Source organism: Planosporangium flavigriseum, from assembly GCF_011947225.1.
GTDB lineage: Bacteria > Actinomycetota > Actinomycetes > Mycobacteriales > Micromonosporaceae > Planosporangium > Planosporangium flavigriseum.
Window position 1 is genome coordinate 1 of sequence record NZ_JAATVW010000025.1, and the last position, 18,179, is coordinate 18,179.

General features: G+C 70.1%; 13 protein-coding genes. 10 read left to right on the plus strand and 3 right to left on the minus strand.

Translation table 11 applies throughout. The annotated features are described in order from the left end of the window. Positions 1-347: 347 nt before the first annotated feature. Positions 348-2,780 (minus strand): Tex family protein, encoded by a 2,433-nt coding sequence (locus HC028_RS24190; RefSeq protein ID WP_168079716.1) that lies wholly within the window; start codon positions 2,778-2,780, stop codon positions 348-350. A gap of 172 nt (positions 2,781-2,952) precedes the next feature. On the opposite strand from HC028_RS24190, the gene HC028_RS24195 reads away from it, so the two are divergent. Beyond that, on the plus strand, positions 2,953-3,804 hold the full coding sequence (locus tag HC028_RS24195; RefSeq protein WP_168079717.1) for an aldo/keto reductase: 852 nt from the start codon (positions 2,953-2,955) through the stop codon (positions 3,802-3,804). On the opposite strand, the gene HC028_RS24200 is transcribed toward HC028_RS24195, so the two are convergent. Further along, positions 3,801-5,381 carry a sensor histidine kinase gene (locus HC028_RS24200; RefSeq protein ID WP_168079718.1) on the minus strand — a complete coding sequence of 527 codons (1,581 nt, stop codon included), beginning with the start codon at positions 5,379-5,381 and terminating at the stop codon, positions 3,801-3,803. The two genes, HC028_RS24195 and HC028_RS24200, sit on opposite strands and share 4 nt — an antisense overlap. Before the next feature lie 15 nt (positions 5,382-5,396). Continuing rightward, on the minus strand, positions 5,397-6,044 hold the full coding sequence (locus HC028_RS24205) for a response regulator (RefSeq protein WP_168079719.1): 648 nt from the start codon (positions 6,042-6,044) through the stop codon (positions 5,397-5,399). A gap of 552 nt (positions 6,045-6,596) precedes the next feature. Here HC028_RS24205 and HC028_RS27915 point away from each other — a divergent pair. The 9 genes from HC028_RS27915 (at position 6,597) to HC028_RS27925 (ending at position 17,878) form a co-directional block, all read left to right on the plus strand. Continuing rightward, positions 6,597-7,187 (plus strand): GtrA family protein, encoded by a 591-nt coding sequence (locus HC028_RS27915; protein ID WP_239075646.1) that lies wholly within the window; start codon positions 6,597-6,599, stop codon positions 7,185-7,187. Beyond that, positions 7,126-8,253 (plus strand): glycosyltransferase, encoded by a 1,128-nt coding sequence (locus HC028_RS24210; protein ID WP_239075653.1) that lies wholly within the window; start codon positions 7,126-7,128, stop codon positions 8,251-8,253. The genes HC028_RS27915 and HC028_RS24210 overlap by 62 nt, the downstream gene beginning before the upstream one ends. Next, positions 8,243-9,880, plus strand: a complete 1,638-nt coding sequence (locus tag HC028_RS24215) for an ArnT family glycosyltransferase (protein WP_203981501.1) — start codon at positions 8,243-8,245, stop codon at positions 9,878-9,880. The genes HC028_RS24210 and HC028_RS24215 overlap by 11 nt, the downstream gene beginning before the upstream one ends. Positions 9,881-9,914: 34 nt before the next feature. Beyond that, positions 9,915-11,357: a hypothetical protein gene (locus HC028_RS24220; RefSeq protein ID WP_168079721.1), complete on the plus strand. Its 1,443-nt coding sequence runs from the start codon at positions 9,915-9,917 to the stop codon at positions 11,355-11,357. Between the two features lie 21 nt (positions 11,358-11,378). Beyond that, on the plus strand, positions 11,379-12,485 hold the full coding sequence (locus HC028_RS24225; RefSeq protein WP_168079722.1) for a sensor histidine kinase: 1,107 nt from the start codon (positions 11,379-11,381) through the stop codon (positions 12,483-12,485). Beyond that, positions 12,485-13,156 (plus strand): LuxR C-terminal-related transcriptional regulator, encoded by a 672-nt coding sequence (locus HC028_RS24230; protein ID WP_168079758.1) that lies wholly within the window; start codon positions 12,485-12,487, stop codon positions 13,154-13,156. Before HC028_RS24225 ends, HC028_RS24230 begins: the two co-directional genes overlap by 1 nt. A 481-nt stretch (positions 13,157-13,637) precedes the next feature. Beyond that, a complete protein-coding gene (locus HC028_RS24235; RefSeq protein WP_203981503.1) occupies positions 13,638-14,855 on the plus strand; it encodes a glycoside hydrolase family 5 protein in 1,218 nt (405 codons plus the stop codon). Positions 14,856-15,073: 218 nt separating this feature from the next. Then, complete coding sequence (locus HC028_RS28260) at positions 15,074-15,229, plus strand: DUF6131 family protein (RefSeq protein ID WP_239075647.1); 156 nt, start codon at positions 15,074-15,076, stop codon at positions 15,227-15,229. Between the two features lie 297 nt (positions 15,230-15,526). After that, positions 15,527-17,878, plus strand: coding sequence for a putative bifunctional diguanylate cyclase/phosphodiesterase (locus tag HC028_RS27925; RefSeq protein ID WP_168079724.1), 2,352 nt, complete (start codon positions 15,527-15,529; stop codon positions 17,876-17,878). The last annotated feature ends 301 nt before the right edge of the window (positions 17,879-18,179 follow it).

The following is an 18,179-nucleotide window of genomic DNA, read 5'->3' on the forward strand; positions in this document are numbered from 1 at the left end:
TCTCGGGTAGAAGCGGTACCTGAACGCCCGCTTCACGGCCCTGGACATGGCCCACAAACTAGCGCACTAACGAGTGAACCTTGCGGCGACACGCGGGTAGACACCTATCCGCCTTGGCGGCGGATCGGCTTTTCCCTGCCCTGCTCCGCAGGCGTTCCGTTTCCTCCCCGGCCTGAAGGCCGGGGTATCCACGGAAGGGATCCGATAACGCCCAGCCCGGTCCCGCTGCCAAGATCCGCGCAATGTTGCACATATATGCGCAATGTCGCACATATAGCCGCTAACCGCTGCTTAGATTGCAGCAATATGTGACTTCTTGCGCGGATCTTGGCCTGGGTGATCGATCGTCAGCGGTCGAGCAGGCCCGCCCGGCGAAGCGCGTCGGCGAGCGCGGTGTCGGCCGGCGCGCCGCGCCCCTGACCCTGCCGCTGCTGGCCCTGGCCCTGGCCCTGGCCCTGGCGGTGGCCGCCGGCCGCGGGTCCGCCCCGGCGCCCGTCGCCGCCACCGGGTCCGCCCCGGCGCCCGTCGCCGCCACCGGGTCCGCCCCGCCGGCCGTCGCCCCGGCCGGGCTCGGACGGGCCGCGCCGCTCGGGACGGTTCTCCACCTCGTCGTCGAGGCGGAGCGTGAGCGAGATCCGCTTGCGCGGGATGTCCACGTCGAGCACCCGCGCGCGCACGATGTCGCCGGGCTTCACCACGTCACGGGGGTCCTTGACGAAGGTCTTCGACAGCGCCGAGACGTGGACGAGCCCGTCCTGGTGCACGCCGATGTCGACGAAGGCGCCGAAAGCGGCGACGTTGGTGACCACGCCCTCGAGCACCATGCCGGGCTTGAGGTCGGCCAGGGTCTCCACGCCCTCGGTGAAGGCGGCCGTCTTGAACTCCGGCCGCGGGTCGCGCCCGGGCTTCTCCAGTTCGGCGAGGATGTCGGTCACGGTCGGCACGCCGAACGTCTCGTCGACGAACTGCTCGGGCTTGAGCGCCCGCAGCGTCCGGGCGTTGCCGAACAGCGCCTTGAGGTCGCTGCCCGTCGTGTCGAGGATCCGGCGCACCACCGGGTACGCCTCCGGGTGCACGCTGGACGCGTCGAGCGGGTCGTCGCCATCGGGGATGCGCAGGAAGCCGGCGCACTGCTCGAACGCCTTCGGCCCCAGCCGCGGGACGCTCTTGAGCGCGCCGCGGGACCGGAACGGGCCGTTGGCGTCGCGGTGGGCCACGATGCTGCGCGCCAGTGAGTCGCTGATGCCCGACACCCGCGTCAGCAGCGGCGCCGAGGCGGTGTTGACGTCGACGCCGACGGCGTTGACGCAGTCCTCCACCACGGCATCGAGCGAACGCGACAGCTTGCTCTCGGCGAGGTCGTGCTGGTACTGGCCGACACCGATCGACTTCGGATCGATCTTGACCAACTCGGCGAGCGGGTCCTGCAGCCGGCGGGCGATCGACACCGCGCCGCGCAGCGACACGTCGAGCTCGGGCAGCTCCTGGGAGGCGTACGCCGACGCGGAGTACACCGAGGCGCCCGCCTCGGACACCATGACCTTGGTGAGGTTCAGTTCCGGGTGGCGCTTGAGCAGGTCGGCGGCGAGCTTGTCGGTCTCCCGGGAGGCGGTGCCGTTGCCGATCGCGATCAGCTCGACCTTGCACACCGCGGCGAGCCGGGCCAGGATGGCGATGGACTCGTCCCAGCGGCGGCGCGGCTCGTGCGGGTAGATCGTCTCGGTCGCCACCACCTTGCCGGTCGTGTCGACCACGGCTACCTTCACGCCCGTACGCAGACCGGGGTCGAGGCCCATGGTCGGGCGGGTGCCGGCCGGCGCGGCGAGCAGCAGGTCGCGCAGGTTGGCGGCGAACACGCGGACGGCCTCGTCCTCGGCCGCCTGCCACAGCCGCCCGCGCAGGTCGATCCCCAGGTGCACCAGGATCCGGGTACGCCAGGCCCAGCGCACCGTGTCCAGCAGCCACCGGTCGGCCGGACGGCCCTGGTCGCTGACGCCGAAGCGGTCGGCGATGCGCGCCTCGTAGGAACTCCGCACCGGCGCGCCCTCGGACACCTCCTCCGGCTCCAGGACGAGGTCGAGGACGTCCTCCTTCTCGCCCCGGAACATCGCGAGGATGCGGTGTGAGGGGAGCTTGGTGAACGGCTCGGCGAAGTCGAAGTAGTCGGCGAACTTCGCGCCCGCCTCCTCCCGGCCCTCGCGTACCTTGGCGACCAGCCGCCCGCGGGTCCACATCTCCTCGCGCAGGGTGCCGATCAGGTCGGCGTCCTCGCCGAAGCGCTCGACCAGGATGGCGCGCGCCCCGTCCAGCGCGGCCGAGGTGTCGGCCACGCCCTTGTCGGCGTCGACGTACCCGGCGGCGATCGCCTGCGGGTCGAGCGTCGGGTCGCCGATCAACTGGTCGGCGAGCGGCTCCAGGCCGGCCTCGCGGGCGATCTGGGCCTTGGTGCGGCGCTTCGGCTTGTACGGCAGGTAGATGTCCTCGAGCCGGGCCTTGGAGTCGGCCCCCATGATCTGGGCTTCGAGAGCCTCGTCGAGCTTGCCCTGGCTCCGGATGGACTCGAGGATCGCGGTCCGCCGCTCCTCCATCTCGCGCAGGTAGCGCAGCCGCTCCTCGAGCGTGCGCAGTTGCGCGTCGTCGAGCATCTCGGTGGCTTCCTTGCGGTAGCGGGCGATGAAGGGCACGGTGGCCCCGCCGTCGAGCAGGTCGACGGCGGCCTTCACCTGCCGCTCACGTACGCCGAGCTCGTCGGCGATCCGTTGGTTCACAGACGTCGTCACGATCTTGATCCGCCTTCGTCGTGGGTTCGGGTGCATTGTGCCGGCACCTCGGCCCGTTGTCGCGCTACCCGGCCGGTTCAGGCGAAGATGCCGAGATCATCACACCGGCGCGTAAACCGGACACCACCGGCGTTCGATGGCCACCGGTAGGGGCTGTCGATAGGCTGACGCCGTGCCCGTACCCGATGCTCGTGCCGCCGGTACCGTCCGCCTCGCCGACTGCGATGTTCCCCGGCTGGGCTACGGCGCGATGCGGCTGCCCGGGCCGCGGGTGTGGGGGCCGCCGCGGGACCGGGACGAGGCGCTCGCCGTGCTGCGCCGCGCCGTCGAGCTGGGCGTGCGGGTGATCGACACGGCCTGGTACTACGGCCCCGACGTGGCCAACGAGCTGATCGCGGCGGCGCTCCGCCCGTACCCGGAGGAGCTGGTCCTGGTCACCAAGCTGGGCGGTGCCCGGCGCGACGACGGCTCCTGGTACGCGGCGGTGACCGCCGCCGAACTGCGCGCCGGCTGCGAACGCGACCTGCGGGTGCTCGGCCTTGAGGCGATCCCCGTGGTGCACCTGCGCTGGATGGATCAACCCGACGTGCGTTTCGAGGACGCGCTCGGCACCACGCTCGACCTGAGGGCGGAGGGGAAGATCCAGCGGATCGGCCTGTCCAACGTGACGCTCGACCAGCTTGAGCAGGCCCTCGCGGTGACCGACGTCGCCACCGTCTCCAACCAGTACGGCCTCGGGCTGCGCGACGACCAGCCGGTGCTCGACCGGTGCGCCGCCGCCGGCATCCCGTACCTGCCGTTCTTCCCCCTCCTGGCCGGTGGGGGCGGAGCCGACGATCGCCTCGCCGCGGTCGCCGTCCGGCACGGGGCCACGCCGACGCAGGTCGCCCTGGCCTGGCTGCTGGCCCGGTCACCGGTGATGCTGCCGATTCCGGGCACCAGCCGGGTGGCGCACCTGGAAGAGAACCTGGCCGCCGGCGGGCTGAAGCTCACCGAGGAGGACCTGGCGCAGCTCGAAGGCTAAGCGCCCACGGGTACCTCGGCGCGGACCACCGTGCCCCGGTCGGGCCCGCTGACGACATCGAGCCGGCCGCCGACGGCTTCGGCCCGGGCCCGCATCGACCGGATGCCGAGCCGCCCGCGCAGGTCGGCGTCGGGTGGGAAGCCCTGCCCGTTGTCGACGATCTCCAGCACCACGTACGGGTCCTGCACGAAGAGCCGTACCGTGACCTGCCCGGCGTGGGCGTGCTTGGCGGCGTTCGCAATCGCCTCCTGGGCGATGCGGTACAGCGCCTGGCGTACCTCCGGGCTGACCGGCGGCTCCGGGCCCAGGTCGGCGCTGGTGCGGCAGCCGTGCAGCGTGTGCAGGGTCTCCAGTAGCCGTCCGAGCGCGGCGGTCAACCCGTTGTCGGACAGCGCATCCGGGCGCAGCCGCTGGATGAGGCCGTGCATCTCGGTCAGCCCGGCCACGGCCGTCTCGTGGATCCAGGCCACCGACTCCCGTGCCTGCGCGGTGTCGGTGCGCAGCAATTCACCGGCCGCACCGGCGCCGAGGCTGATGCCGTACAGCGTCTGCACCACCGAGTCGTGCAGTTCGCGGGCCAGCCATTCCCGCTCACGGGCGGCGACCTGCTCCTCGCCCGCGGCCCGGCGCCGGCCGCTGTCGACCAGCTGTGCGGCCTCGCCCGCGGTGAGGTTGATCAGCATCCGTTCGGTCCGGTCGGGCTGGGCGCCCGCCGGCCAGCGGGCGCACAGCGCGCCCAGCACGGTGCCGGCGACGGCCAGGGGTACGCACAGCAGCGCGCCGTCCGGCAGCCGCCACAGCGTGGCCGGGCGCCGCTGGGCGAGCAGCCGGGGGACCAGTACCGGATCTATCGGCCCGTCGCTGTTCGGCCCGGTGCTGGCGACCGCGAGCGGGGCGAAGGTGCGGCCGGTGCTGGGCAGGTACACCGCGCAGGTGGTCGCCGCGGTCAGCGCGATGACCCGCGCGACGAGGGCCTGTAGCTGGTCGTGCGACCCGTCGACGGCTGCGGCCGGCCCGGCGCGGCCGTCCGGCCCGGCCCGCCCGTCGGGCGTCGGGTCCGCTGGTACCAGGCCGGCTACCGCGGCCAGGGGCTCGAGTAGGCGAAGCTCATCCAGGGTCACCGCGCCGCCGCGCCGGTACGCGACGCCGAGCACCCCGGCGGCCGACCCGTACCCGGGGATCGGCAGGTAGAGCACGCGCCGCAGGCCGGCCGCTGCGAGGGCCTGCTCGTGGCGGTGTGGTGGCCGGTACAGCGTGGCGGACAGCGGTTCGGTCGCCCGCGGCCCGCGCTCGCGCAGCACCGTGCCGGCGATCGTGTCGTCGACGGGTATCCGTACCCCCGGCTGCCAGGTGGCTACCCGCCCGGCCACGGCGCGTACCACCAGGACCCGGTCGGAGTCGGCGAGCATCGCGGTCGCGCTGGCGGCCGCGGCGAGCGTACGCGCGTCGGCGCAGAGCCGCTCGAGGACCTCTGTACGGTCACGCCCCTGCATCACCTGGGCGTTGAGCGCTGCGATCGCGCGCCCGAGCCGTGCGTACCGATCGGCCGGACGGGCGCGCCGTTGTGCAGTCACCACCGGTTCGGCCTCCCGTCAACTGGGCGCCGTCTCATTCACGGGGACAAGCCCGACCCGCATCGCGTAGAGCGCCGCCTCCGTGCGGCTCTGCACGTTGAGCTTGGCGAGGATGTTGCTGACGTGGGTCTTCACCGTCTGCGGTGCGATGTGCAGCTCCCGGGCGATCTGGCCGTTCGCCCGGCCCCTGGCCAGCAGCATCAGCACCTGCTCCTCGCGCCGGGTCAGCTGCGGCTGGCTGCTGGGCAGGTGGCCGTCGCGGACCAGCCGGGCCGCCACCGCGTGCGACAGTTGCACCTGGCCGGCGGCGGCGGCCCGGACGGCGCGTTGAAGCTCCTCGGCGTCGGTGTCCTTGAGCAGGTACCCCACCGCGCCGGCGTGCAGCGCGTCGGCGATGAGGTGGTCCTCGAGGTACCCGGTCAGCGCCAGCACCTCGACCTTCGGCAGCTCCCGGCGGATCGCGGAGGTGGCGCTCACCCCGTCCAGGCCCGGCATCAGCAGGTCCATCAGTACGAGATCGGGGTGCAACCGGTGGGCGAGGTCGACTGCCTGCCGCCCGTCGGTGGCCTCACCGACAACCTGTAAGTCCTTGCTGAGAGCGAGGAAGGCGCGCAGCCCCTGCCGCACCATGGTGTGGTCGTCGGCGAGCAGGATGCGGATGTTCATCGGACCTACTCCTCATCCATGCAGTGGACGGTTTCGGTAAGGCCGGACGCGGGAGCTGGACGCCGGTGCTGCGCTGGGCGGAGACGATGTCACCCCGACTCGTCGTCACCCCGACTCGTCCTCTCGCAGGTACCCGGCATCACCGGCAGGAAACCGACATGGTCAGCGGCGATGCCGATCCGCCGGTGCCGGTGGCCGGCCCCGGGAGCCAGCCGGCGTCGGTCGGGTGGGGGAGGCCGAAGGAGGGGCCGGGACCGCCTCCGCGGCGGGAAGCGGCACGTCTTGCCGGATCGGCAGGGTGGAACGGAAGGAACCGATCCGTACCCGACAGGCACGCGGCGGCGCTGCGCCGCGCTGGTCAACGAGGACCTTCGCGCCGCATTACGCCCCCGCGTTTACGACTACGTACGTGAGGGGCCTGCCATGTCGCCGGTCAGTGATCACCCCTGGCATCCGCCGGGCTGGTGTGCCGTGCCGCCAGCCCGTACCCCGACCCCGCACCGTCGAAGGGAGGGGCGCTGGCGGTCGACGCTCGCACGGACGCTGCCGCCGTTGAGCCGGTTCTCGCTCGTCGGTGTGATCGGCATCGTCGTCAACAACATCGTTCTGTTCGCACTGCACGGACTGTTGGGGCTGGCGTTGGTGCCCGCCACCGTGGCCGCCGTCGAAGTGGCGATGGTGCACAACTACCTGCTCCACGAGGTGTGGACCTTCCGGCATCGGCGTCCCTCGGCGCGCCGGTTCATCAGCTACAGCCTGGTCGCGGCGGCCGCGCTGCTGGTCAACGTGAGCATCGTCGGAGTACTGGCCGGGGTCGGCCTGTACTACCTGCTCGCGAACCTGGTCGGCATCGGCGCCGCCTTCGCCATCAACTTCGCGGTCAGCTCGACGTGGATATGGAGTGAACGCACCGATGGAGCACATTCTGCTGGCCGCCATAGCTCTCGTCTCGCTGATGCTGACGATTCAGGCAGCGCACGTTCTCTACTTGATGATCTACACCTGGGACCAGCCGGCGGCGGACACGCTGGCCCGGGTGCCCGACGTGCGCGCCGGCCCGCAGCTGTCCTTTACCGCCATCGTGCCGGCGCGGCACGAGGAGGAAGTCATCCAGCAGACTATCGACCGCGTCGCTCGCACTGACTACCCGGCCCGACTGGTGCAGATCATCGTGGTGTGCTCGGCCGACGACACCGGCACGATCGAACGCGCCGCCGCCACGATCAGTCGGTTGAACGCGGCGGGCCGCGACAACGTTCAGCTCGTGGTCTTCAGCGACGAGCCGATCAACAAGCCGCACGGGCTCAACGCGGCGCTGGTGCACTCGCAGGCCGACGTGGTCACGATCTTCGACGCCGAGGACGAGATCCACCCCGAGATCTTCAGCATCGTCAACACGATCATGGTTACCGAGCGGGTGCACGTCGTGCAGGCCGGCGTTCAGCTGATGAACTACGAGTCCAACTGGTACTCGACGTTCAACGTGCTGGAGTACTTCTTCTGGTTTCGCAGCCGGCTGCACTACCAGGCCAAGGCCGGCGCGATCCCGCTCGGCGGCAACACCATCTTCTTCGCCCGCGACCTGCTGGAGCGTATCGGCGGCTGGGACGAGAAGTGCCTGACCGAGGACGCCGACATCGGCCTGCGGGTGTGCGCGATGGGCGAGCGGGTGCGGGTGGTCTACGACCACCGGTACGTCACCAAGGAAGAGACCCCGCCCACCCTGACCCACTTCATCAAGCAGCGGACCCGGTGGAGCCAGGGGTTCATGCAGACGCTGAAGAAGGGCACCTGGAAGGAGCTGCCCACCCGGAAGCAGCGCTGGCTGGCCTGGTACACGCTGGCCTTCCCGTACGCCCAGGCGCTGCTCGGCCTGTACCTGCCGGTCGCCGTGTTGACCGCGTTCGTGCTGCGCGCGCCGGTACCGGTGGCGCTGCTGTCCTGGCTGCCGGTGCTGCTGCTGGCGGCGCACTTCGTGACGCAGGTGATCGGACTGTACGAGTTCACCGAGGCGCACGGGCTGCGGGCGACACCCCGGACCGTCATCGTCATGGCCGTGGGGTGGATGCCGTACCAGATGGTGCTGGCCTACGCGGCGATGCGGGCCCTGAAGCGCCAACTGGGCGGCGTCGGTGACTGGGAGAAGACGGCACACGTGGGTGCGCACCGCACCGCGGAGGCCGAGGAGGTGACGAGCCGTGCCGCGTGAGCGGGAAACCATACTGCTCGAGCAGGACCCCGTGCCCCGCCCACCACCGGCGGCGGCGTCGGAGTCCGAGGAGGGCCGGCTGGGCCGCCTCGGGGTGTCGTTACTGGTCTTCTCCATCGTCACCGGCCTGGTGACGCACGGCTGGAACCTGTTCAAGTACCCGCTGTACCTGTCCGACGAAGGCATCTACATGCAGCAGGCGTGGTCGGTGCTCCGCCACGGCAAGCTGTCGCCGTACACGTACTTCTACGACCACGCCCCGCTGGGCTGGTTGACGATCGCGGGGTGGGTCGCGGTCATCCCCGGCCAATTCAACAGTTTCGGCTTCCCGGTCAACGTCGGCCGGGCGCTGATGGTGCTGGTGCACGCCGGCTGCGTCTTCCTGCTCTTCGAGGTGGTCCGGCGGTACTCGGGCAGCAGGGCCGCCGCGACCCTGGCGGCGTTCCTGTTCAACGTCTCGCCGCTGGCCGTGTACTTCCAGCGCATGGTGCTGCTGGACAACCTGATGGTCTTCTGGGTGCTGGTCGGGCTGTACATCCTCGCCCGCAAGGACGGCCGGATCGTCACCGCGATGGGCGCGGGGCTCGCGTTCGGGTTCGCGTTGATCACGAAGGAGAACGCGGCTTTCCTGCTGCCCGGCTTCGGGTATCTGCTGCACCGGAGCATCGTCGACAACAGCAACCGGCGGTTCTCCGCCAGTTTCTGGTGGTTCGCCGCGGGGGCGCCGGTCTCGCTGTACATGCTGTACGCCCAGATCAAGAACGAGTTGCTGCCGGCGAACCTGGACTTCAACCTGGCCTCGCCACCGGCGGACCACGTGTCGCTGCTGTACACGATCTGGTGGCAGCTCAACCGCACCGCGTCGGGCGGTCAGGGCACGATGTTCTCCACGCTGCTGCACGACAGTTGGATGTGGAAGGACAAGTACATCCTGATCACCGGCACGGCGGCCACCATCGCGAACCTGGTGCTGTCGCTGAACGCGCGGCGGCGCGAGGTGCCGATGCTGGGCGTCGGGCTGCTGGCCATTGGGTACGGCTTCTACCTGACGCGCAGCGTGCTGCTGGACTTCTACGTGGCGCCGCTGGTGCCGCTGCTGGCGCTGAACATCGGCCTGTGTTACGGCCGCATCACCCGCTACGGCAAGCCGATCGCGGTGGCGCTGCTGACGGCCATCGTCTGTGCGCTGCCGCTGTCGCAGCCGCACGGCTACCTGGTGGCGTGGGACTCCACAGGTACCCGGCTGCTGCTGGCCGACCAGTACCGGCTGCCGCAGACCAACATGCAGAACCTGCAGGTGAAGTGGATCAGGGAGAACATTCCACCGGACGCTCGGCTGATCATCGACGACGACATCTGGGTGGCGCTGCGGGAAGGCACGCCGAAGTACCCCAACGCGCAGTCGCACTTCAAGGCGGCGTCCGACCCGGACGTCCGGGACAAGATCTTCCATCAGGACTGGCACAACGTCGACTACGTCGTGATGTCCAACAAGATGCGCGATGCGCTCCAGCGCAACAACGAGGGTTGGATCATGGAGGCCATCGACCAGCACGGTGAACAGGTGTGGCGGATCGATCGAGGTGACGTGCACCTGGAGATCATCAAGATCAACAATACCGGCTGACCGCCGGCCTCTCGCACGGCAGAGGAGGGTAGAGATGGCAAACGCGGTGCGCACCCGGTCGGCGCAGTCCGTACAGGAGGCACGCGTCCGGGCCCGGCAGAACTGGAAGAGGCTGGTGATCCTGGTCGTGGCCGTGTTCGTGGTGGTCAACCTGGCCCGCTCGGTACTGCCGACGCTCGGGGTCAAGACTCCGCTGACCGGCCGGCCCACCTCCGGCGCCACGACCGGGGCCAAGACCATGCCGCCGGCGACCGCCGAGGTCAACGGCGTGAAGGTGCTCGGCAGCGGGGCGCCGATCGTCACCCTGGATCCCGGTATGGTCCGGCCCGACATGCCGGTGACGATCGTCGGTTCCGGGTTCGACCCCGGGGCCAAGATCGACATACTGATGACGAAGGGCTCCGGCAAGAAGGCCAAGACCACGCCGCTGACGACGGCGACGGGGGACCGGTACGGGGCGTTCTACACGACCCTCAAGTTCCCGGCCCAGGGGCCCAACGCGGGCGGGCAGAACAGCGAGATCACGGCCCAGCAGCGCGGCGGCAAGACCAAGAAAGTGGCCAAGGCGCAGGCCCAGATGGCCGCGGGTGCCGCCGGCGTGGCCAAGCTCTCGGCGGTCGTCGGCAAGCCCGGGGACACCGTGACGCTGTCGGTGTCGGGCTTCTCGCCGTACGAGGAGCTGTCCGTCTACTGGGGCCGGATCAGCGGAACTCCCAACGAGACGCTGAAGACCGACAGCACCGGCTCGGTCCAGAAGGTTCCGCTCAAGGTCGGCGTCTCCGCGGTCGGCACCACCAGCCTGGTGATCGTCGGACAGAAGAGTGGCGCCGCGGCGAGCCTGCCGTTCCAGGTGCTCAAGCTCTACCCGTCGATCGCGCTGAAGCCGTACGCGGTCAAGGCGATGAACCCGATCGGCTTCACCGGCAAGGGGTTCATGCCCAATGAACGAGTGCTCATCCGGCTCAACTCGGCCAGCGGCGCACCCATCCTGGTGGCCCAGACCGACGGGGCGGGAACCTTCAGAAGCGGCGGCTTCATCGTGCCGTACCAGTTGAAGGGCGCGCAGCGGATCGTGTTCACCGGCGAACTGAGCCGTGCGACGGTCAACTCCAGCTTCACCGTCCTGCCATACATGCCCATGGTGCGTACGAGCACGTACGGCGGGTCGCCGGGGACGATCATCAGCTTCTACGCCACCGGGTTCGGCGCGAACGAGGCCGTGCACGTGTACGCGGCCAAGGGCAAGGGTGCCAAGCGTGAACTGGTCGCCGCGTTCCGTGTCGACGCGACCGGCAGCGCGCGGGCCGGCGGCCGATACACGGTCCCGGGCGACGCGGGGGACGCCGTGCTGTTTACGCTGGTGGGACAGCGTAGCGGTGGTTCAGCAACCGTCACCTTCAAGGTCGACAACTCGGCCGGCCCCGTTGACGTCGCGCCGCAGCCGCCGTACGCGCTGCCCCCGGATCTGCAGAATTAGCCGCCCCCGGGAGGCGCCGACATGACCCAGCCGGTCAGGTACGAGGCGGCCTTCCGGGCGGCACCGCAGGCGCTGCTCGTGGTCGACGGCGCCGGGGTGGTCCGGCTGGTCAGTGCGGAGGCCGAGCGCCTGCTGCGCCGGGGCACCGCCGACCTGGTCGGGCAGCGGCTGGACGGACTGCTTGTCGGTGACCCGACCCGGTCGCTGCGAACCGGCCCGCCTGCGGAGGCGGCAGGGCCGGTGCTCGCCACCTCCGCGCTGCGGCTGCCCGACGGCGGCCAGGTACCGGTCGATCTGCGGATGAGCACCGCTGACGGCGGCATCGTGATCGCTGTCGACGAACTCGGCGAGCCGGGCCGTTCCCGCCCTGCGCTGGAGGCCCGCCTGCGCCGGCTCGCCGACGCCGAGCAGGAGCAGGAGCGGTTGCTGGGCGACCTGATCCGGACCCAGGAGCGCGAGCGGGCGAGGATCGCCGCCGGGGTGCACGACGACAGCCTGCAAGTGATCACCGCGGCGATGCTGCGCCTGCAACAGTTGCGCCGCCGGCTACGGGACCCCGACGCGCTCGAGGTGCTGGAGCGGCTGGAGGAGACGATCGCCCTCGCCGCGGACCGGCTGCGACGGTTGATCTTCGATTTCCGGCCGCCCGCGCTGGAGCGCGTCGGGCTGCCCGCTGCGGTGCGTGACGCCCTGTCGCGGATGCACGACGACATCGGCATCGAGGTCATCCTCGACAACCGCCTGACCGCTGAACCGCCGCTGCCCGCCCGCGTGCTGCTGTACCGCATCCTCCAGGAGGCGCTGGCGAACGTCGCCAGGCACGCGGCTGCCGACCGCGTGGAGGTAACTCTCGAGCATCAGGACGACGGTTTCTTCGCGCGCGTACGCGACAACGGAGTCGGGCTGCCGGCCGGCGACCGCCGCGCCCGCCAGCCCGCGCCCGGGCATCTGGGGCTGGTGCTGATGCGCGAGCGGGCGACGTTCGCCGGTGGCTGGTTCCGATTGGACAGTGAACCGGGCGCCGGGACGGCGGTCTCGGTCTGGATACCGCGCGGCGCCGACCTCGAGACGACCCCCCGCCCGCCGGCGCTGCGCGCAAGCCCGCCCCGCGACGATGCGGTCGCGTGATGACCAGCGAGCGCCGGCACCGGATTCTGATCGTCGAGGACCATCAGGTAGTCGCCGAGGGCCTCGCCGCGTTGCTGGGGGAGCACCCCGACCTGGAGGTGGTCGGCATCGCCGGGAGTGTCGCCGACGTCGAGCGGTGGGCGGGCAGCGCGGCGGTCGACGTGGCGGTGGTGGACTACTGGCTGCCCGACGGCACGGGCGTGGACGCGACGGCGGTGCTGCGCAGGTACTGGCCGGAGATCATGGTGCTGTTCCTGAGCGCGGACGACAGCGATGAGTCGATGCTGGCCGCGCTGGAGACCGCCGCGTCCGGATACCTGATCAAGAGCGCGGGCGGGGCCGACGTGACCGCTGCGGTACGCCGGGCGGCCGAGGGGGAGATCGTGGTGCCCGCGCGCCAGTTGGCTGCCCTGTTGGCGCGCCGGCGGGAGCAGGCGCAGCGGCAGGCCGAGCGTGCGCGGATGATCGAGAGCCTCACTCCGCGCGAGCGGCAGATCCTGGGATTGATGGCCGAAGGCATGGACAACCGCGACATCGCGCGTCAGCTCGGGGTGAGCTACACGACAGTACGTAGCCATGTCCGCCACCTGTTGAACAAACTGAGCGCGCACTCCAAATTGGAGGCCGTCGTCAAGGCGGCCGAGTGGGGCCTGTCGGAGTGGCAGCACTGAATGCCTGCCGACCCGGCCCAGTTGCCCCGCTGAATTCCTGCCGGCGTCGTCCATCCGTGCCACCGAATCCCCGCCGTCCTCGTTCATTTGTAGTAGGCCAGGTGGAGGGGGAGCGGTCGAGCGAATCACGCGGGCAAAGTCCGCTCATCGGTACGGGTACCTATCCCACACTCGTCCGTAGCGTTTGCTCTTGCCCGAGAGGTTGAGCGGCACTTCCCTGACCGGAGCGTGTCGCGGTTCGCCTCGGCAGGTGGAGGTTCACCGGCCGTGGCGGCCGGAGGCCAGATGGGCTCGTCGGTGTAGCGCCGGCGGGCTTTTCGCATCCTCAGCCGCAGATTGATCCGACGACCGCGCTGCTCGCGGTATCGCCGACCACCGGCGTGCCCTCGATGCGTGGCGTCGACCGACCGTTAGGACAGAGCCACGTATGGGACCTTCCTGGCTTCCCAAGACGATCGAGCGTTTGAGGTCGCGTTCGCGCGTGCGCAAGCCGGTGCTCTACACCAGCGTGCTGGCGACGCTGCTTGCCGTCGCGGCCGCGGTCTCGATCCCTTCGCTCAGCATGGACAAGCCCGCCGGTGAGGCGCAGTCGCAGTCGCAGTCGAAGGCTTCGATGAAGTTCCCGCTGCGCGCTGAGGGTGGGAAGATCGTTGACGCGAACGGCAAAGAGGTCGTGCTCACCGGTGTGAACTGGTTCGGTCTGGAGACCGGCAACTACGCTCCGCACGGCATCTGGCAGCGCAACTGGCAGCAGATGCTCGACGAGATGGTCGGCCAGGGCTTCAACACCCTGCGCCTGCCCTACAGCAACGAGGCCCTCCAGGCGAAGAGCATTCCCACCCAGGGCATCGACACCAAGATGAACCCCGACCTGGTCGGCCTCAACGGCGAGCAGATCATGGACAAGATCGTCAACGGGGCCACCAGCCGCGGCATGATGGTCATGCTCGACCGCCACCGTCCGGACCAGTACGGCCAGAGCAGCCTCTGGTACACCGACAAGGTCAGCGAAGAGACCTGGATCAACGACTGGGTCAAGCTGGCGACGAAGTACAAGAACAACCCGCTGGTCATCGCCGCCGACCTGCACAACGAGCCGCACGCCGAGGCGACCTGGGGCGACGGCAACGAGAAGACCGACTGGAAGATGGCCGCCGAGCGGGCTGGCAACGCCATCCTCAAGGCCAACCCGAACATGCTGATCGTCGTCGAGGGCATCGAGACCTACAAGGGCGAGGGCGGCAAGGGCTACTGGTGGGGCGGCAACCTGCAGGGCGCCAAGGAGCACCCGGTGAAGCTGTCCGACCAGTCCAAGCTGGTCTACTCCGCGCACGACTACAGCCCGAAGGTGTGGGGCCAGCAGTGGTTCAGCGACCCCAACTTCCCCAAGAACATGCCGGCCCTGTGGGACCAGCAGTGGGGCTACCTGGTCAAGGACAACACCGCTCCGGTGATCCTCGGTGAGTTCGGTGGCCGCTCGGTCGACACGAAGGACGCTGAGGGTGTCTGGCAGCACGCGCTGATCGACTACCTCAAGCAGAACAACATCAGCTACACCTACTGGTCGTGGAACCCCAACTCCGGTGACACCGGCGGCATCGTCGGCGAGGACTGGACCACGGTCAACAAGGACAAGATGGACCTGTTGAAGAGCTACCAGGGGCCCATGGCTCCGAAGCCCACCAACAACCCGGCTTGATTCCTCCCCCCCAATGGTCCTGGGGACCACCGTCCGGTGGTCCCCAGGACCGCCCCCTGAACTGACGAAGCCTCCGGCTGCGAAGAGCGCGCCGGGGGCTTTGTCCTATCTGCCCTTGCGTCGTCCCGGCAGTCGCCAGGGGCATGATTAGCGATCGGTGATCATGGGTATTACCAGGCCACTGAGGCACTCCAACTAGGGACCTGGGAGCACGAGAGATGTTGATCTTAGGCATCATCCTTCTTCTACTGGGTATATTCCTGAAGATTTCGATCTTGACGACGATCGGTGTGATCCTGCTCGTCATCGGCGCGGTTCTCTTCATCATGGGATCGGTCGGGCGGCCGATCGGCGGCAGGCGCCATTATTGGTAGCGGCCACGTGGATGGCCGCGACACATGACAGTTTGCCCGCGCCCCGACTCCGGGGCGCGGGCCAACTGTCATGTCGTGCGGTCGCAGTTCAGCGACGGTGCCGGCGGTAGGCGACGTGGGCCAGGCAGGCGTCGCGCCGGTACGGGGTAGGCCGGTGAGCCAACGACCCGTTGCGCAGTCGGTTCCGGGCGTCAGTCGATTTGCCCGACAGCTGAATGTCAATTTCCGGCGGTAGCCGGTACGGTATTGGGCTCGTAGGGGTCGGACTACCGCGCGGATGGCGAACACGAGTTGCTCATGGCGGCCGGTGGAGAGATCAGGCGGACCAGCGCGGCCGCATTCCTGCCTGCCGTCATCGTGCTCACCGTCGCGGCCACCGGCTGGTTCGTGCTCAACCAGCACGGACCGCGCGGTCCGCTGGTGCTGGGCTGGATTGCCGCTCCGGCAACGCTGACCCTGGCGGCCCTGGCGCAGCGCCGTAGCGCGATGTCGCCAGGGCTTCCGGTCGTCGCACGACGACTCTGGCACCGGCTCGCCACCGCGACCGCGATCGCCGCCACCGGCACGGTGGTCGAGGCGGCCTACGCGATCGCCGGCACCCGGTCGGACGCGACGACGGTGCCGCTGCCGGCCGGGATGTGCTTTGTCGCGGCGATGCTGTACGCGCTGTGGGCGCTGCTTCGGGTGCCGGTCGTGACGCGGACCCGGGGCGAGTGGGTACGGGTGTCACTGGACTGTGCGACGGTGGTGCTCGGCGCGGCCGTCTTCATGTGGTACGTGGGCTTCGGGCCGCTGCTGGCCGGGGTCGGTCGCAGCGACGCCTGGGCGTTGCTGGCCGTCGGCGCCGGTTGCCTCGTCGCCGTGGCGGCGGTGTGCCGGATCGTCTTCGTCGAGGAGGCGCCGGTGGACGCGGGCGCGCTGCGCCTGTTCGGCTTCGGCGTCCTCATCGGCGGCGCCAGCGCCGGTGCCGTGACCCTGTTCGGCGGCCAGCCGTACCTGGTGTCCGGGCAGATCGCCGTGCCCTACATCGCGGTGCTCCTCGTCCTCGCCGCCGACCGGCAGCAGCGGGCGGAGACGGTCGACCGGCCGGCGTGCCAACCGTGGTGCCTGGCCAAGGTCAGCCCGTTGCCCTACGCCGCGGTCGTCGCCACCGACGTACTGCTGGTCGTGGCGGTGGCGGGCCACGTCGACGACCGGCTGTACGTGGTCGTCGGCGGCGCCATCACCATCACCGCGCTCGTCGTCGTACGCCAACTGGTCGCGTCTTCCGAGAACGCCCGGCTGGTCGACCGGCTCCGGCACCAGGAGGAGCGGCTGCGCCACCAGGCCTCACACGACGCGCTGACCCGGCTGGCCAACCGGGCGTACTTCGGTGAGTGCGTCGAGGCGGCGCTCGCCGGGGCAGGATCGGACGGCGGCCCGACCGTCCTGCTCATCGACCTCGACGACTTCAAGACGGTCAACGACACGCTGGGGCACAGCGTCGGTGACCGCCTGCTGGCCGTCGTCGCCGACCGGGTCCGCCGCTGCGCGCGCCCGGAGGACACCGTGGCCCGGCTCGGCGGCGACGAGTTCGCGGTGCTGCTGCGGAAGGCGTGGCCGGCGACGGTTGACGCCATCGCCGAGAGCATCCTCGCGAGCCTGCGCAGCCCGGTCGTCGTCGACGGGTACGAACTGCTCGTGCAGGCCAGCATCGGGGTCACCGGTGCGGCCCCGGGAGACGACCCGCAGGCGTTGCTGCGCAAGGCCGACATCGCGATGTACGCCGCCAAGGAGGGCGGCAAGGACGGCTTCGCCAGGTACGTGCCCGGGATGGGGGCCGGCATACTCGAACACGCCAAACTCGGTGCCCAGCTTCGTCAGGCTCTCGACGACGGTCAACTGCGCCTGCTCTACCAGCCGGTGGTCCGGCTCGCCGACGGCCGGATCATCGGCATGGAGGCCCTCGTGCGGTGGTGGCACCCCACCCGCGGCGCGGTCTCGCCCGGTGACTTCATCCCCACGGCGGAGCGGACCGGCCTCATCGTGCCCCTCGGCCGCTGGGTGCTGCGCGAGGCGTGCCGGCAGAAGGCTGTGTGGCGGCAGGCGTACGGCGACCTCTCTCCGGCCACCATCGGGGTCAACGTCTCCGGTCGGCAGTTGCAGGAACCGGGCTTCGCTGACGAGGTGGCCGACGCCGTCCACGAAGCCGGCCTGGAGCCGCACAACCTCGTGCTGGAGGTGACCGAGACGGCGGTCCTCACCGGAGCGCAGGCGCTGGAGACCCTGCACGCCCTGCGGGACTTCGGCGTGAGCCTTGCGCTGGACGACTTCGGTACCGGCCAGTCGTCGCTCGGCCTCATCCGTACCTGTCCGGTGCACATTCTCAAGCTCGACAAGTCGTTCGTGATGGACTCCGGGCCGGATCGGTCGCAAGGGCGGTCGCGGTGGGCCGAGCGGCAGACGGCGGTCGCGTCCGCGGTCCTCCATATGGCCAACGACCTGGGCCTGGACGCCGTCGCTGAGGGGATCGAAACCCAGGAACAGGCCGACCGGATGTGCGCGCTGGGCTACCGGCTCGGCCAGGGGTACCACCTGGTCCGCCCGCTACCCGCTGACGACATCGGCCTTCTGCTGGCCCGGGACGCTGCCGCCCTGGAGCAGCTGTGAGGCGTGTCCGACGAGGACGCCAAGCGCCGTCTCGTCCCCTCGCTCACCACCCTCGCCGGCCTGCTCCGGCACTTGGGCCGTAGTCGAACGCAACTGGTTCCAGCGCGTGCTGGCGGGGCAGCCGGCCGCCGTCGCCGACGAAGGGGACGGGACGGCGGCTGGTCGGTCGACGGCGCGACCGGCGCCGGGTAAGGCGTCGGTCTTCGTCCACGGCCTCGTCGGCGGCCTCGCCTCGGCCGGTTTAGAGGCTCGAGATGCCGGGAAGCTCCAACCCTCGCCGGACATCCCCACCCAGAAGCAG

Excerpts from the sequence above, each read along its gene's own strand:
- HC028_RS28260 (WP_239075647.1), top strand. The coding sequence starts at position 15,074 with ATGTTGATCTTAGGCATCATCCTTCTTCTACTGGGTATATTCCTGAAG.
- HC028_RS24225 (WP_168079722.1), top strand. The coding sequence starts at position 11,379 with ATGACCCAGCCGGTCAGGTACGAGGCGGCCTTCCGGGCGGCACCGCAG.
- HC028_RS27925 (WP_168079724.1), top strand. The coding sequence starts at position 15,527 with ATGGCGGCCGGTGGAGAGATCAGGCGGACCAGCGCGGCCGCATTCCTG.
- HC028_RS24230 (WP_168079758.1), top strand. The coding sequence starts at position 12,485 with ATGACCAGCGAGCGCCGGCACCGGATTCTGATCGTCGAGGACCATCAG.
- HC028_RS24220 (WP_168079721.1), top strand. The coding sequence starts at position 9,915 with ATGGCAAACGCGGTGCGCACCCGGTCGGCGCAGTCCGTACAGGAGGCA.
- HC028_RS24205 (WP_168079719.1), bottom strand. The coding sequence starts at position 6,044 with ATGAACATCCGCATCCTGCTCGCCGACGACCACACCATGGTGCGGCAG.